The sequence below is a fragment of the Paenarthrobacter sp. FR1 genome (assembly GCF_051106045.1).
GTDB classification, from domain to species: Bacteria; Actinomycetota; Actinomycetes; order Actinomycetales; family Micrococcaceae; genus Arthrobacter; species Arthrobacter nitroguajacolicus_A.
On record NZ_JBPFSF010000013.1, the window covers coordinates 94,057 to 108,348 of the forward strand.

Annotated in this window: 15 protein-coding genes; 6 read left to right on the forward strand and 9 right to left on the reverse strand. The window is 63.5% G+C overall.

The genetic code is table 11. From position 1 onward, the window contains the following. The first annotated feature begins 94 nt into the window (after positions 1-94). Genes ACR30Z_RS20435 through ACR30Z_RS20445 form a run of 3 tightly spaced genes read left to right on the forward strand, consistent with a single transcriptional unit; the run spans position 95 to position 3,050 of the window. Positions 95-1,213 carry a DUF4439 domain-containing protein gene (locus ACR30Z_RS20435; RefSeq protein WP_434374421.1) on the forward strand — a complete coding sequence of 373 codons (1,119 nt, stop codon included), beginning with the start codon at positions 95-97 and terminating at the stop codon, positions 1,211-1,213. 51 nt (positions 1,214-1,264) lie between these two features. Beyond that, entirely contained in the window at positions 1,265-1,993 is a 729-nt protein-coding gene (locus ACR30Z_RS20440) for a VIT1/CCC1 transporter family protein (RefSeq protein WP_144652219.1), read from the forward strand. 49 nt (positions 1,994-2,042) lie between these two features. After that, a complete protein-coding gene (locus ACR30Z_RS20445) occupies positions 2,043-3,050 on the forward strand; it encodes an aminoglycoside phosphotransferase family protein (RefSeq protein WP_434374440.1) in 1,008 nt (335 codons plus the stop codon). Between the two features lies 1 nt (position 3,051). On the opposite strand, the gene ACR30Z_RS20450 is transcribed toward ACR30Z_RS20445, so the two are convergent. The 3 genes from ACR30Z_RS20450 to ACR30Z_RS20460 all read right to left on the reverse strand — a co-directional run bounded on the left by ACR30Z_RS20450 (position 3,052) and on the right by ACR30Z_RS20460 (position 6,100). Then, positions 3,052-3,849, reverse strand: a complete 798-nt coding sequence (locus ACR30Z_RS20450; RefSeq protein WP_144652220.1) for a sulfite exporter TauE/SafE family protein — start codon at positions 3,847-3,849, stop codon at positions 3,052-3,054. Continuing rightward, entirely contained in the window at positions 3,846-5,657 is a 1,812-nt protein-coding gene (locus ACR30Z_RS20455) for a proline--tRNA ligase (RefSeq protein WP_144652221.1), read from the reverse strand. The genes ACR30Z_RS20450 and ACR30Z_RS20455 overlap by 4 nt, the downstream gene beginning before the upstream one ends. A gap of 218 nt (positions 5,658-5,875) precedes the next feature. Continuing rightward, the gene (locus ACR30Z_RS20460; RefSeq protein ID WP_144652251.1) at positions 5,876-6,100 is read right to left on the reverse strand and encodes a hypothetical protein; all 225 of its coding nucleotides are present in this window, start codon (positions 6,098-6,100) and stop codon (positions 5,876-5,878) included. Positions 6,101-6,290: 190 nt separating this feature from the next. Here ACR30Z_RS20460 and ACR30Z_RS20465 point away from each other — a divergent pair, with 190 nt between their 5' ends. The 3 genes from ACR30Z_RS20465 to ACR30Z_RS20475 are packed head-to-tail and all read left to right on the forward strand — an operon-like array spanning position 6,291 to position 8,400. Next, positions 6,291-7,040, forward strand: coding sequence for an ABC transporter ATP-binding protein (locus ACR30Z_RS20465; protein ID WP_434374422.1), 750 nt, complete (start codon positions 6,291-6,293; stop codon positions 7,038-7,040). Between the two features lie 8 nt (positions 7,041-7,048). Next, positions 7,049-7,792: an ABC transporter permease gene (locus ACR30Z_RS20470; RefSeq protein WP_434374423.1), complete on the forward strand. Its 744-nt coding sequence runs from the start codon at positions 7,049-7,051 to the stop codon at positions 7,790-7,792. Beyond that, on the forward strand, positions 7,789-8,400 hold the full coding sequence (locus tag ACR30Z_RS20475) for a TetR family transcriptional regulator (RefSeq protein ID WP_434374424.1): 612 nt from the start codon (positions 7,789-7,791) through the stop codon (positions 8,398-8,400). The genes ACR30Z_RS20470 and ACR30Z_RS20475 overlap by 4 nt, the downstream gene beginning before the upstream one ends. 60 nt (positions 8,401-8,460) lie before the next feature. On the opposite strand, the gene ACR30Z_RS20480 is transcribed toward ACR30Z_RS20475, so the two are convergent. The 6 genes from ACR30Z_RS20480 to dxr form a co-directional block, all read right to left on the reverse strand. Continuing rightward, entirely contained in the window at positions 8,461-9,198 is a 738-nt protein-coding gene (locus ACR30Z_RS20480) for a hypothetical protein (RefSeq protein WP_434374425.1), read from the reverse strand. 75 nt (positions 9,199-9,273) lie between these two features. Next, positions 9,274-10,152: a GNAT family N-acetyltransferase gene (locus tag ACR30Z_RS20485; RefSeq protein ID WP_144652252.1), complete on the reverse strand. Its 879-nt coding sequence runs from the start codon at positions 10,150-10,152 to the stop codon at positions 9,274-9,276. After that, the gene (gene ispG, locus ACR30Z_RS20490) at positions 10,115-11,281 is read right to left on the reverse strand and encodes a flavodoxin-dependent (E)-4-hydroxy-3-methylbut-2-enyl-diphosphate synthase (protein WP_011774258.1); all 1,167 of its coding nucleotides are present in this window, start codon (positions 11,279-11,281) and stop codon (positions 10,115-10,117) included. The genes ACR30Z_RS20485 and ispG overlap by 38 nt, the downstream gene beginning before the upstream one ends. Before the next feature lie 48 nt (positions 11,282-11,329). Then, complete coding sequence (locus ACR30Z_RS20495) at positions 11,330-11,623, reverse strand: YciI family protein (RefSeq protein ID WP_144652226.1); 294 nt, start codon at positions 11,621-11,623, stop codon at positions 11,330-11,332. 43 nt (positions 11,624-11,666) lie between these two features. Then, complete coding sequence (locus ACR30Z_RS20500) at positions 11,667-12,998, reverse strand: M50 family metallopeptidase (protein WP_144652227.1); 1,332 nt, start codon at positions 12,996-12,998, stop codon at positions 11,667-11,669. A 33-nt stretch (positions 12,999-13,031) separates the two neighbouring features. Further along, entirely contained in the window at positions 13,032-14,219 is a 1,188-nt protein-coding gene (dxr, locus tag ACR30Z_RS20505; protein ID WP_434374426.1) for a 1-deoxy-D-xylulose-5-phosphate reductoisomerase, read from the reverse strand. Positions 14,220-14,292 lie beyond the last annotated feature (73 nt).

Genomic DNA, 14,292 nt, shown 5'->3' on the forward strand with positions numbered 1-14,292 from the left:
CCTCCCGATAGATGTTGTTGTGACTACTAGCCTAACGATTTTCGCGGGAACTTGGTGCACGGAGTTCCCCGCCCACGTGACACCATGGTGTGTTGTGGACGAGCAGACAAGCGAAAAACAGCGAACACCGGCGTGGGGCAGACTCGTGCTCGTTTCCGTGGTGGCGCTGCTCGTGGCAGGCACCGGCGTTGTCCTTATTCCGCGTGATTCCGGGACTCCCCCGGCTATCCCCTTCTCCGAATCCGCCCGCGCCCACGCCTTCGAAGACACCTTGCAGCTGAGTGAATCGGCTGCCGCCTTGGCCGAGGCCTCAGTTCCGGACACAGGAAAGGCCGGGCTGGAAAAGGCTGTGACATTGCTGACAACCCATGCACGCGCGCTCTTGGACCCCGCCGACACCTCCCCCAGCAGGTCAAGTACCCCACTCGAACCGCCCGCGGACGGAACACCGAACGCGAAGCCCACCCGTGCCGCCCTGGTCACGGCTTTGGCCGGCAGTGGACAGAAGCGCCTCGACGACGCCCGCGAGGCCGACGGCGGTATCGCCCGTTTGCTCGCCGCCGTCGGATCCGCTCAGCTGCTGGAGGCCGAAGAGCTGGCGGCCGCGTGGCAGCTGCCCGCGCCGAAACAGACGCCGTATTCAACCAGCAAGGGCCCTTCAGGCAGCAGCGTTCCTGCAGCTGGGACATCGGCAACCCCGTGTCCCTCCACAACCCCCATTCCCGACGCAGCTGCCGCCACCACGGGTACAGCGCTGGCGGCTTCGGTCCGGGCGCAGCAGGAGGCAGTCTATGTCTACCAAGTGGCGCTCAGGCGACTGGACAACACGGCCACCGCTGCCCGGTACCTCCAAGTGCATGAGCAGATGCTCCAACAAGCCGAAGCACTGACCCGGGCCAGCTGCACGGAAGTCCCCGCCTCCGAGGCAGGTTACCGGCTGCCCGGGAAGTTCGCCCAGGACCCGGCCTCCTTTCTGGGTGCACTTGAGTCTTCATCCCTGCCTGGCTTCGGAGATCTTGTGGCCTTGGCAACAGGCGATACGAGGGATTGGGCCATCGATGGACTGCTGGCAGCTGCCCGCCGAAGCACGGCGTGGGGTGCCGACGTTCCAGCCCTGCCCGGTATAGAGCTCGACGCCGGCAACTTGCCTCCCCTGCCGACACCCGGTTCCACTCCCGGCACCGCCACCGGAAGCAAGCCCAGCAGCAGGTAGGACAGCCTGCCCATGCTGGCAAAGGACGCCCCCCGGTGCTTGGCTTGGATCATGGCCTCCACAGAAACTGCCACCCTGCATGAGAACGAACCCCACCGGGACGACCTGGCGCACCGCTTGAACTGGTTGCGGGCAGGAGTCCTTGGCGCCAACGACGGCATAGTGTCCGTCGCTGCCATCGTGGTTGGCGTCGCAGGAGCGACAACCAACACGGGCAGCATTCTCGCCGCCGGAACCGCTGGTTTGGTGGGCGGCGCGATCTCCATGGCCTTGGGCGAATATGTGTCCGTCAGCAGCCAAAGCGACTCCCAGAAAGCGTTGATCGAAAAGGAACGCCGCGAACTGGCCGAGCAGCCGGAGGATGAACTCAACGAGCTCGCCGCCATTTACGAGTCCAAGGGGCTCAGCCCCAGGACCGCGCGGACCGTCGCAGAGGAATTGACTGCGCACGATGCCTTGGCTGCCCATCTGTCCGCAGAACTGAACATCCAAGAAGACGACATCGTCAGCCCCTGGAACGCAGCTGTGGCTTCCGCGGTGGCGTTCACTGTGGGCGCGGCACTTCCCATGCTGGCAATCCTCTTGCCGCCGCCGGGAATGCGTGTGCCCCTGACTTTCATCGCCGTCCTTCTTTCCTTGGCCATCACCGGTGCGGTGGGAGCCTGGATCGGCGGTGCGCCGAGGTTCCGAGCCGCAGCCCGGGTGGTGTTGGGCGGTGCCCTGGCCTTGGCGGCGACGTTCTCGATCGGAACCCTCTTGGGCGCGAGCGGCGTTTTCTAGGGGGCAGGAGTTGCAGCGGAGTTAGGCTGATCGCGTGACCCTTCACGCGATGATTCCTATTCCGGGCGACCTCCACGCCCGATACAACCGCGACTCCGCGGGCAGGGATTGGTTGGCTAGCCTCCCGGGACTCATTTCCGAGGCCCTGGACCGTTGGCAGTTGTCAGTGGACTTGGCGCCAGGCGCCGAGCCCTGGAACGGTCATGGGGCTTTGGTGGTTCCGGTCCTTCAGGGTGGCCGGTCGGCTGCCCTGAAGATCGCCTACCCCCACGAGGAAGCGCTCGTTGAGCGGCACGCCCTCGCGCTCTGGGGCGGCCGGGGAGCAGTCCGGCTGCTGGCTGCCGATGCCGCGAGCTGCTCCATGCTCCTCGAACGCCTGGACGCCAGCCGTTGGCTCCAGGACGCGCCGCTGGATGAGGCCAGGGACGTGTGGGGCGCCATCATGCGCGAGCTGTCCATTGCCCCGGATGACCGGCCTGAGTGGCTGGGTTTCGACCACGTTGCGGCGACTGCCGAACGTTGGAGCGATGAGCTGCCTGCAGAATGGGAGCGACTGGAGCGGCCTTTCCCCAGGTGGTTGCTGGAAGCGGCCTTGGAGGTATGCCAAACCCGCGGTGCGGTGGGTCGGCGTGCCGGTAAGGACGTACTGGTCCACACGGACCTCCACTTCATGAACATCCTTGGCACCTGGGCTGACGACCATCCCGGCCGCGGCGCCTACCTCGCCATCGATCCGCAACCGCAGGTGGGTGAGGCAGAGTTCGCTGTGGCCCCCATCCTGTGGAACCGCATCAGGGAATTACCACGAAGCAACCCTGCCACCGGGCTGCGCGAGCGTTGCCACGATTTCAGCCGTGCCGCGGGCCTGGACCCCGAGGCTGCCCGGCAGTGGAGCATTGCGCGAGAGGTGGAAAACGCTTTGTGGTATGCCGCAAAACCCAGGCACAGCGGCGACCTCGCCCGTTCCCTCTGGATTGCCAGCACTCTTGCCGGCAGGACACTGGACGACTTGCCTCCGGCGCACGAGCTTCCCGAACCGGGCGATGCGATTCTCTAACCTACGATGCGAAGTTCTCGTTCCACACGTCCATGCCGAGCTTGATGATCAGGGCGGCCACCACCAGCAGGAAAACGATGCGCACAAAGCTGCTTCCCTTGGCGACGGCGGTCCTGGCGCCTAGGTAGCCACCAGCCATGTTGGCCAAGCCGAGCACCAGACCCACGCCCCACAGCAGGGAGCCGTGCGGCAGGAAGAAGATCAAGGCACCGGCGTTCGTGGCCATGTTGACGATCTTGGCCTTGGCACTGGCCTCGAGGAAGGCGTAGCCCATGGCCGAAACCAAGGCGATAATCAGGAACGACCCCGTTCCGGGGCCGATCAAACCGTCATAGAAACCGATGACGGCGCCGATCAAGCATGCCACAACGTAGTGCTTGTGGCCGTCGTGGCGGAGCGCCGTCAGCTCACCGGCATTGGGGCGCAACGCGGTGAAGATTGCGACGGCGATCAGCGCAAGCACGATGATCGGCTTGAAAACGCTGGCCGGAAGCGAGGCCGCCAGTATGGCTCCACCAAAGCTGCCGGCCAACGCGATGACCGCCATGGGTATGGCCGTCCTAAGGTCCGGTCCGACGCGGCGATAGTAGGTGACAGCACTGGTGGTGGTCCCGAAGATGGATCCCATTTTGTTGGTAGCCAACGCCTGGACGGGCGTGATCCCCGGGACCAGCAGCAGGGCGGGGAGCTGGATCAGTCCCCCGCCCCCAACGACGGCGTCAACCCAACCGGCTGCGAATCCAGCCACCACAATCAGGATGAGAGTGGTGAGCTGGATCGATTCGAAGCCGGATATCACCGGGTACGGACGGCGTTGACCACGTAGTCCACGGCCTTGTCCACCGAAATGTTCTCAGCTTCGCCACTGCGGCGGTCCTTGATCTCCACGACGCCGTCCACGAGTCCCCGGCCAACGGCCAGGATGGTGGGCACGCCGACCAGCTCGGCATCGCCGAACTTCACACCGGGTGAGACCTTGGGGCGGTCATCGAAGATGACGTCCAGGCCTGCGGCTTCGAGCTCGGCGGAAAGCCTCTCCGCAGCTTCGAAGATCTCGTCGCCACGACCGACAGCCACCACGTGGACGTCTGCCGGAGCAACCGAGCGAGGCCACACGATGCCGCGGTCGTCGTGGTTGGCTTCAGCCAGGGCAGCGACAGCACGTGTCACGCCAACGCCGTAGGAGCCCATGGTGACCACTACCTGCTTGCCGTTCTGGTCCAGGACCTTCAGGTCCAGGGCTTCGGCATACTTGCGGCCAAGCTGGAAGATGTGGCCCATTTCAATGCCACGCGCAGTCTCCAAGGGTCCCGAGCCGTCCGGTGCGGGATCGCCCGCGCGCACTTCGGTGCTCTCAATAACGCCGTCCCAAGAGAAGTCCCGCCCTGCGACCAGCCCGAAGACGTGCTTGCCCTCAGCGTTGGCGCCGGTGACCCAGCTGGTGCCGGAAACCACTCGGGGATCCACGAGGAACAGCACCTTGGAGGAGCCCTCAAGACCCAGCACAGGCTGGTCCAGCGACAGGCCGGGGCCGATGTAGCCCTTGACCAGCCAGGGCAGCTTCTTGAGATCCTCTTCGTTGGCAGCTTCGAGGCCGATCTCGCCAGCGATCGGCAGGTGGGAACCGATGTTGGCTTCCACGCGCTTGAGGTCCACGGCGCGGTCACCCGGTACGCCGATGACTACGATCTGGCGCTCACCGGTGGGCAGCGTGACGGCGAGAACGACGTTCTTGAGCGTGTCTGCGGCAGTCCAGGCGCCGCCGTCGGACTCGCTGCGGGGAGCCAGCTGGTTGGCTGCGTCCACCAGAGTATCGATGGTGGGGGTGTTGGGCGTGTCCAGGACCTCCGCTGCGGGAGCGTTGGTGAAGTCGATCTCCGCCGGAACCACCGTAGTGACGGCCTCGACGTTGGCGTAGTAGCCGCCGGCCGAGCGAACGAACGTGTCCTCGCCGATTTCGGTGGGGAACAGGAATTCCTCGCTCTTGGAACCTCCCATGGCACCAGCCGTCGCGGCAACGGGAATGACTTCCAGGCCCAGGCGTTCGAAGATCTTCAGGTAGGCAGCACGGTGGGCAGCGTAGCTGGCGTCCAAGCCGGCGTCGTCAACGTCGAAGGAGTAGGAATCCTTCATGATGAACTCGCGGCCGCGGAGGAGGCCTGCCCGGGGACGGGCCTCATCGCGGTATTTGTTCTGGATCTGGTAGAGGCTCAGCGGCAGGTCCTTGTACGAGGAGTACAGGTCCTTCACCAGCAGCGTGAACATTTCCTCGTGCGTGGGGGCAAGGAGGTAGTCCGCGCCCTTGCGGTCCTGGAGGCGGAACAGGCCTTCGCCGTACTCGGTCCAGCGGTTGGTGGCCTCGTAGGGTTCGCGCGGGAGCAACGCGGGGAAGTGGACTTCCTGGGCTCCGATGGCGGACATTTCCTGGCGGATGATGTCCTCCACCTTGCGCAGGACGCTCAGGCCCAGCGGGAGCCACGTATAGATGCCAGGTGCTGCGCGGCGGATATAGCCGGCACGCACCAAGAGCTTGTGGCTGGCGACCTCGGCGTCGACGGGATCTTCACGCAGAGTGCGCAGGAACAGCTGGGAAAGACGAAGGACCACGGGTTCGTATCCGTTTCTATGGCAGATGTGGCAAAAACAACTGCCTACTAATCTACCGGCTGACGACCCTGCGCCTTGAACGGGCGCTGCGAGGGCGGAGCCAGTCCCGGACACAGAAGAGCCACGCCGTCACGTCTGGAAGCCCCTGGCCGCAATGGGCTGGTCATCCTGCAATGGCGTGGCTCAGCGGCCGGCCGGCCGCAGGCTCTGTCCGGGGACTACTTCGTCTTGCCCTCCAGGGCGACGAGTACGCCTGCGACTGCGAAGTACTTATTGCTACCGAGCTCGCGGATGGTGTCGATTCCTAGTGAATCCTTCAGGGCTTTGGCGGTGGCATCCGTAACACCTGCCAACGCGGCCGGAGATGAATCCAGAATTTCCTTCAGGGTTTTGTCTTCAAACGCCTTGTCAAGTGCTTTGGAAAGATCAACGCCAACTGCCATGGTCACGATTCCCCTTTTTCGATCACCCGCGCCCCAACGACACGGTTAGGGACGAACCTATGTGATCGCCGACACATTTTCAAGGATTCGCTGAGCCTGACCGCGTGTCGCCCGGCCCTTGACCCCTGGCTTGCAACGGACCTACTTTTAATTCATCACATGGTGAATTAGTGGCGAACCGGAGGCGTTCATGTCCCCTCATCCAACGGCTGTCGAGGCAGCGGGGCTCCATGTCACCCGAGGTCGAACCACCATCCTCCGCGGCCTCGACTTCACGGTTGAAGCCGGCAGGATCACAGGCCTGCTGGGGCCTTCCGGCAGCGGCAAGACCACCCTTATGCGGGCCATCGTCGGGGTCCAGCGGATTACCCAGGGCACCCTGAGCGTACTGGGCCGCCCTGCAGGCAGCGCACCGCTCAGGCACGACGTCGGATACGTCACCCAAGGCGCCAGCGTCTACGGTGACCTCAGCGTCGAAGCAAACGTCCGGTACTTCGGAGCCATGCACGGCGCGACGCCGGCAGACGCGGCCGAGGCGATTGCCGCCGTCGGGCTTCAAGCGTTTGCGCAGCAGAAAGCCGCCGACTTGTCCGGTGGGCAATTCAGCCGCGTGTCGCTGGCTTGCGCCCTGGTAGCGCATCCCACAGTGCTGGTCTTGGACGAGCCCACTGTGGGGCTCGATCCCGTGCTGCGTGCCGAACTGTGGGAGCGCTTCGCCGCCATGGCGCGAGCTGGAACAACGCTGCTGATCTCCAGCCACGTCATGGAGGAGGCTTCCCACTGCTCGTCGCTGTTGCTTCTCAGGGAAGGCTTGCTGCTGGCGCAGCTCTCCCCTGCCGAGTTGGCCGAACGTGGCGGCAGCGACGACCTGGAGCGGGCCTTCCTCACCATCATCAAAGCCGCCGACCACGGCCAGGAAGAAAGCCAAGTGGCATCATGAACCTCCGGATGACACTCGCAACCACCGCACGGGTCCTGGGCCAGCTGCGGCACGATCACCGCAGCCTCGCACTCATCCTGGTTGTCCCGGCGCTGCTACTGACAGCCGTCTACTTCCTTTTCGAGAATGAAACACTGCCGCCGGGATTCCCGCGAACGTTCGACCGCGTCGGCCTGATGATGCTGGCCATCTTCCCCTTCGTCGTGATGTTCCTGGTCACGTCCATCACCATGCTGCGCGAGCGGACGTCCGGGACCCTGGAACGCCTCCTGACTACACCCATCCACAAGGCCGACCTGCTGTTCGGCTACGCGCTGGCATTCTCCATCATGGCTGCCCTGCAGTCCTTGGTGGCAACGGCTGTGGCGTACTGGATTTTCGATCTCGACATCAAAGGAAGTCCAGGTTTTGTGGTGATGATCGCAGTCATCAACGCCGTCCTGGGTGTCGCCCTGGGGTTGTTGTGTTCGGCGTTCGCCCGCACCGAGTTCCAAGCGGTGCAGTTCATGCCCGTGGTGGTGGTCCCGCAGATCCTGCTGTGCGGCCTGTTCGTTGCCCGGGACGACATGAATGAGGTCCTCCAAGCCGTATCAAGCGTCCTGCCATTGTCGTTCTCCGTGGATGCGCTGAAGGAGATCGCCGGGAATGCCGAAGCCACGGCAACAATGTGGCAGGACAGCCTGATGATGGGCGGCATCGTAGTAGGGGTGCTGGTCTTGGCAGCGCTGACACTTCGCCGGCAGACCCGATGAGCCTTCCGCAGATACGGCGCGGACGCCGCAGCGCGGGAGACCACTCCCGGGAGGCCATCCTCGCCGCGGCACGGAAACTGTTCGCCGAAAAGGGGTTCGAGGGGACAAGCCTGCGGCAAGTGGCTCGGGAAGCCGCCGTTGATCCTGCCATGGTGCATCACTTTTTCAAGGGCAAGGACGAGCTTTTTGCCTCCAGTGTCGAATTGCCGGCGGACCCCGCCGAAGTACTGGCCGGCGTCGAAATGATGGACCCGGCAGTGAGGGCTGAAGCGATCGTCCGGGCTGTCCTCACCTTGTGGGAGGGCCCGGCGCAGCACGGTTTAGTGGCCTTCGCCCGCGGAACGATCGGGTCAAAAGCGAAGAGTGGAATGATGCGGGAAGTAGTTTCCAGGGCCATACTGTCCCGGGTCATGGCGGGCGTGTCCGGCCCCGACGAGCAGGTGCTGCTGCGTGGCAACCTCGTAGCCTCACAGACGGTTGGCCTCATCCTTGCCAGATACGTGATCCGGCTCGACCCCTTGGCCTCCGCCAGCCAGGACGACGTGGTCCGCCTGGTGGCACCGACAATCCAGCGCTACATCACCGGAGACCTGGACTCCCCCAAGTAGCTGGCAGTTGTGGTTGTTCCCAGCGCTGGGAACAACCACAACTGCGAGTCAGTTGGGCTGCTACTTGATCAGTGCCGCAGCTTGGTTGACGAGATCCACCGCCCGGGCAATCGCCTCTTCCTCGGTCTTGCCTCCGTAAGCCAAACCGGTGATCACGATGCCATCTTTTGCACCCCGGACCATGATCATGGATTGCTTTCGCCCGTCGGCGAGGACAGAGTCGGTCCGCATCGCCATGGAGAGCGGAGTGGACACGGTCGCCTCGACCTTTCGAGCCTTAAGGGTCACTGTCGTTTCCCCCATCGTCATTGTCATCCCGGAGCAATCGCTGATTTGATCCTGCTTTGCGAAGTCTGCCTTGATAAGTTCCTCGTCGACCCCGGAAGACAATGTGACGCCGGTGGATGAGCCAGTGGAGGTATCGAGGCTTGTCCCTACAACACCTTTCACATTGTCCGTGGGGAGCAAGCTTGCCAGCATCAGTTCCTTGCACTCAGCCGGTTCGATGACAGCGCCTTCAAACATCGCCCGGCTCTGCTGTTCCACTCCACTCGCATCAGCAATGGACATAACGGACAATTTCAGCCCGTTGACGTCGCGCAACTGCAACGCAATAGCCGTGAGCTCCTCTGCGGTGTACTGCTTAGCCGCGGTGGGGGTCGGCGTGGGTGTCGCCGTCGCCGTTTCGCTTGCAGGAGCCGAGGCGGCCTCAGTTGACGCAGCCGGCCCGACACAAGCCGTGAGCCCCATAACCAGCAGTGCAGCGGCTCCAATTCCGCGCAGCGTATTCTTATTCATTTGTTCCCCAGGGAAGGTTGAGTGGTGTGGTGGCGTGCGCCAACCGAGACAAGACTACAAGTCGCGGCCAGCGACCTAAAACAAGACCGTTGCGAAGGTGCCCACTTGTTCAAAGCCCACCCGTTCGTAGGTGGCTCGGGCTTTTGCGTTGTAGTCGTTGACGTACAGGCTGGTTACCGGCGCGAAGGTCCTTGAAAGATTGACGACGGCGGCCATGTAGCCGGCGCTTTGGCCTCGTCCACGCAATGCCGGATTCATCCACACACCCTGGACCTGCGTAACGTCCTGGGTGACTGCGCCCAACTCCGCTTTAAAGACCACCGTGCCGGAGGCATCGACGTGGACCATGGAGTGGCCCTGGCGGATGAGGCCCGCGACGCGCCTGCTGTAGAACTCCTGGCCCCCAAGGAAAGGCGAGTAGCCAACCTCTTCCTCGAACATGGCAGCGCAGGCGGGGAGGATCCGATCGAAGTCCTTCATGGTGCCAAAGGTCAGGTCGGGGTTGGCGCCAATCACCGGTCCATCGGAGATGGTGAGGAGGGGCTGGCGGGAACGGACCTCGTGGGCAAGGTGGCCCAACTGCTCAAACCTGGAGTAGAGGGCCAGGACCGTGTCGGCCGGCCCAAAAATGGAGGCGTACCGGCGTCCTGTTTGATGGGCCGCAGTGGCTATGTAGCCTGCCAGTCCGGGATCGAGCTGCACAGGGACCAGGTTGGCTCCGGCCCAGCAGGCACCCAGGAGCGTCCCGTCGTCGAACACGCCGAACACGCTCGCACCGCCGCTGGTGGGCGCAGCCGTCCCAGTACTGTCCAGGTGCGCAAGGATGAAGACGTTGGCAACCAGGTCTTCGCTTGCAAGCGCGCGGAGAGCCAGGGTGTCGGCATTGCCGAGCACCCTGACTCCCAAGCCGTTCTCGTTACGAGACGCTAACCACGGGGCTACCCTTGACAGCATCTTCGCCATCGGCCTCCCCCATCTCTTCGGCGATGCGCATGGCCTCTTCGATCAGTGTCTCAACAATTTCGCTTTCAGGCACAGTCTTGATGACTTCGCCCTTCACGAAGATTTGGCCCTTGCCGTTTCCGGAGGCCACACCGAGGTCCGCTTCGCGGGCTTCTCCGGGTCCGTTGACGACGCAGCCCATGACGGCAACGCGGAGCGGAATCTCCATGCCCTCGAGGCCTGCGGTTACCTGCTCAGCGAGCGTGTAGACGTCCACCTGCGCGCGGCCGCAGGACGGGCAGGAAACAATTTCGAGCTTGCGCGGGCGCAGGTTGAGCGACTGCAGGATCTGGTTGCCCACCTTGATTTCCTCCACGGGCGGAGCCGAGAGGGAAACGCGGATGGTGTCGCCGATGCCGCGGGACAGGAGCGCACCGAAGGCCGTAGCCGACTTGATGGTGCCTTGGAAGGCGGGGCCGGCCTCGGTCACGCCGAGGTGCAGGGGCCAGTCGCCTTTCTCGGCGAGCATCTCGTAGGCGGCCACCATGATCACGGGGTCGTTGTGCTTAACCGAGATCTTGAAGTCGTGGAAACCGTGCTCTTCGAAGAGGGAGGCTTCCCACACTGCTGATTCAACCAGTGCCTCAGGCGTGGCCTTGCCGTACTTTTTCATGATGCCAGGCTCCAGGGAACCTGCATTGACGCCGATGCGGATGGATGTGCCGTGGTCCCGGGCCGCAGCAGCGATCTCCTTGACCTGGTCGTCAAACTTACGGATGTTGCCCGGGTTGACGCGGACCGCGGCGCATCCGGCCTCAATGGCAGCGAAGACGTACTTCGGCTGGAAGTGGATGTCTGCGATCACGGGGATCTGGGACTTGCGGGCGATGATGGGCAAGGCCTCGGCATCGTCCGCGGACGGGCAGGCAACGCGCACGATGTCACAGCCGGAAGCCGTCAGCTCGGCGATCTGCTGAAGGGTGGCGTTGATGTCCGTGGTGGGGGTGGTGGTCATGGACTGAACGCTGATGGGTGAGTCGGAACCAACGCCAACGGACCCAACCTTGATTTGCCGCGTCTTACGGCGCGGGGCAAGGACGGGGGGTGGGGCTGCTGGCATTCCCAGGCTGACCGAGGTCACGTGGACTCCTTGGGTTGGGGTGGATCGATGTGGTGGAGGACGCCCGGATTAGGATGCGTGGGCAGCCAGGACGCCGATGATGGGGGCCCATTCCGTGGTGCGGATTCCGGCGATGACTCCAGCTTCAGCAAACGGATCCTGCTTGAGGAGGTCGTTGAGTTCAGCTTCGTCAGCGGACTTGAAGATCAACAGGGCGCCCGCTCCATCACCGTAGGGGCCGCTGGCAAGCAGCTTGCCTTCCTCAGCCAGTTCGGCGAGCCAAGCGCGGTGTGCGGGGCGGGCTTCGTCGCGGAGGGCGCCGGAATCGGCGACGTACACGTACTCAACAGCGAAAACAGTCATGGAGCTAGCCTATCCCGCCCGCTCCGCCGAAAATGTTCATGGGTCAACCAAAAATGTTCACGGGCTTGACGATATCTGCGTAAATCAGGAGTGCACCCATGGCCATGAGGAGGGCTGCGACCACGTACGTTGCCGGAAGAAGTTTCGCGATGTCGAACGCGCCAGGGTCTGGCTTCCCACGCAGCTTTGCCAGCTGGCGTCGTGCCCCTTCGTACAGCGCACCGGCCACGTGTCCGCCGTCGAGCGGTAAGAGTGGGATGAGGTTGAAGATGGCGAGGGCGAAATTGAGCCCAGCGAGCAATCCAACCAACGTTGCGATGCGCGCCTGCAGCGGAACCTCCTCCATGGCCGCGACTTCGCCGGCAACCCGGCCGACTCCCACCACGCTGATAGGGCCGTTGGGGTCGCGGGGCTCCTCACTGAAGGCTGCCTTCGCCACGCCGACCACTCGGGCGGGCAGGTTGAAGATCACACCGGAAATCTGCTTGATGTTCTCTCCTGCCATGGGAAGGACGGCCGACGCCGGTTGGGGAACCAAAGCGCTTTGGGCACCGATGCCGAGGAAGCCGACTTCCTGATACTGCAAAACTCCATTGGCGTCCTGGGCCTGCCGGCCATCGGACCCTACGACGGGCCGGGAAGAGAGCACGGGCGTGACAGTTGCCTCCACCCGCGAACCGTTCCGCTCCACGATGATGGGTACGTCCTTGCCGGCGGAGGCCCGGATCCAACTGGTCAGCTCGTCCCAACTGGTGACGGCCTTGCCATCAAAGGAGGTGATGGTGTCGTTCGGTTGAAGTCCTGCGGCGGCGGCTGGAGTGAGCTTGCAATCAGCGGAGTCCGGGTCGACGGTTTCACCCGCGGCCACCTGGCATTTGGAAACGTCGGCGATGGTGGTGGTTGCCTGCGCTGTTCCGAAGCCCATCAGCAGGACCGCCAGCAGGATCAGGCCGATCACCATGTTCATGGCGGGACCGCCGAGCATGATGATGATCTTTTTCCACACAGGAAGCTTGTAGAAGACCCGGTTTTCGTCTCCGGGACCAACTTCTTCGTGGGCCATGGAACGGGCTTCCGTAGCCAAGGTCTGGAACATGCCCGTGCTTGAGGGGCGAACTGCTCCGTCTTCCTTGTTGGGCGGATACATGCCGATCATGGACACATAGCCACCCAACGGGAGGGCTTTGAAGCCGTATTCCGTTTCGCCCTTTTTCTTGGACCAGATGGTGGGTCCAAAGCCAATCATGTATTTGGTCACGCGAACTTTGAAGAGCTTCGCGGGAACCAGGTGGCCGACCTCGTGCAGCGCGATGGAGACGGCTACGCCGATCGCGACGAAGACGACTCCGAGGATGAAGAGAAGGACGGGACTCATGCCGGTGGGACTGCTTCCGTAAGGGTGTGTGAGCTACAGGGCGCTGCTGGTGGCTAAACGATCGTGGGTTCGGCCGCGTGCCCACTTCTCAGCATCCAGCACGGACTCCACTGTTAGCTCAGAAGAGCCTGAATGTTCGCTGAGGACGGACTCAACGGTATCCACGATGTCCGTGAAGCGAATGCGGCCAGCGTGGAAGGCTTCCACGGCTTCCTCATTGGCGGCGTTGAAGACAGCCGGGAACGTACTGCCCTGCTTGGCTGCGTCCTTTGCTAGGTCCACTGCGGGAAACGCCACGGTGTCCAATGGTTCGAAGGTCCAACTGGTGGCTTGGGTCCAGTCGCAGGCTTGCGCGGCATGCGGGACGCGGTCCGGCCACCCCAAGCCAAGCGCTATGGGCAGTCTCATGTCCGGGGGCGACGCTTGGGCAATGATGGAACCGTCCACGAACTGGACCATGGAATGGACCACGGATTGCGGGTGGACCACTACCTCGATCCTGTCCAGGGGAACATCGAACAGCAGGTGTGCCTCGATCACTTCAAGGCCCTTGTTGACCAGGGTTGCCGAGTTGGTGGTGACCATGAGCCCCATGTCCCAGGTGGGGTGGGCCAGCGCTTCCTGCGGCTTCACATCGTAAAGCTGCTCGCGTGTGCGGCCGCGGAAAGGACCGCCTGAAGCGGTCAGGATGAGCTTCTCCACTTCCTGCTCCGTACCGGACCTTAGGCACTGGGCGATGGCAGAGTGTTCGGAGTCAACCGGAACTATCTGTCCGGGGCCTGCGGCGGCTTTGACCAGGGCACCGCCCACAATCAGTGATTCTTTGTTAGCCAGGGCCAGTGTGGCTCCCGTACGGAGCGCGGCCAGCGTAGGTGCCAGGCCGATGGACCCGGTGATGCCGTTCAGGACGACGTCGCACTCAATGGCCGCGATCTGCGTGGAGGCTTCCGGGCCGACGAAGATCTGCGGGGCGAAGTTGGGCACGCCGGCTTGGGCGGCCGCGCCGGCAATCAACTGCTGCAGGGTTCCCGGGTCACCGGAGGCAATTCCAACCGCCTGGGCACGGGTATGGACGGCCTGCTTCGCCAGGAGTTCAAGGTTTCCGCCGCCGGCACTCAGGGCCACCACCTCGAAACGGTGCGGGGCGGCATCGACGACGTCAATCGCCTGTGTGCCGATGGAACCGGTGGACCCGAGGATGACGATCTTGCGCGGCTGCATTGCTTAAGTATCCCAGCCAGTGCCGAAGGCGGCGAACACCATACGGGAGCAGGCAGCACAGGCGTACCGTGGA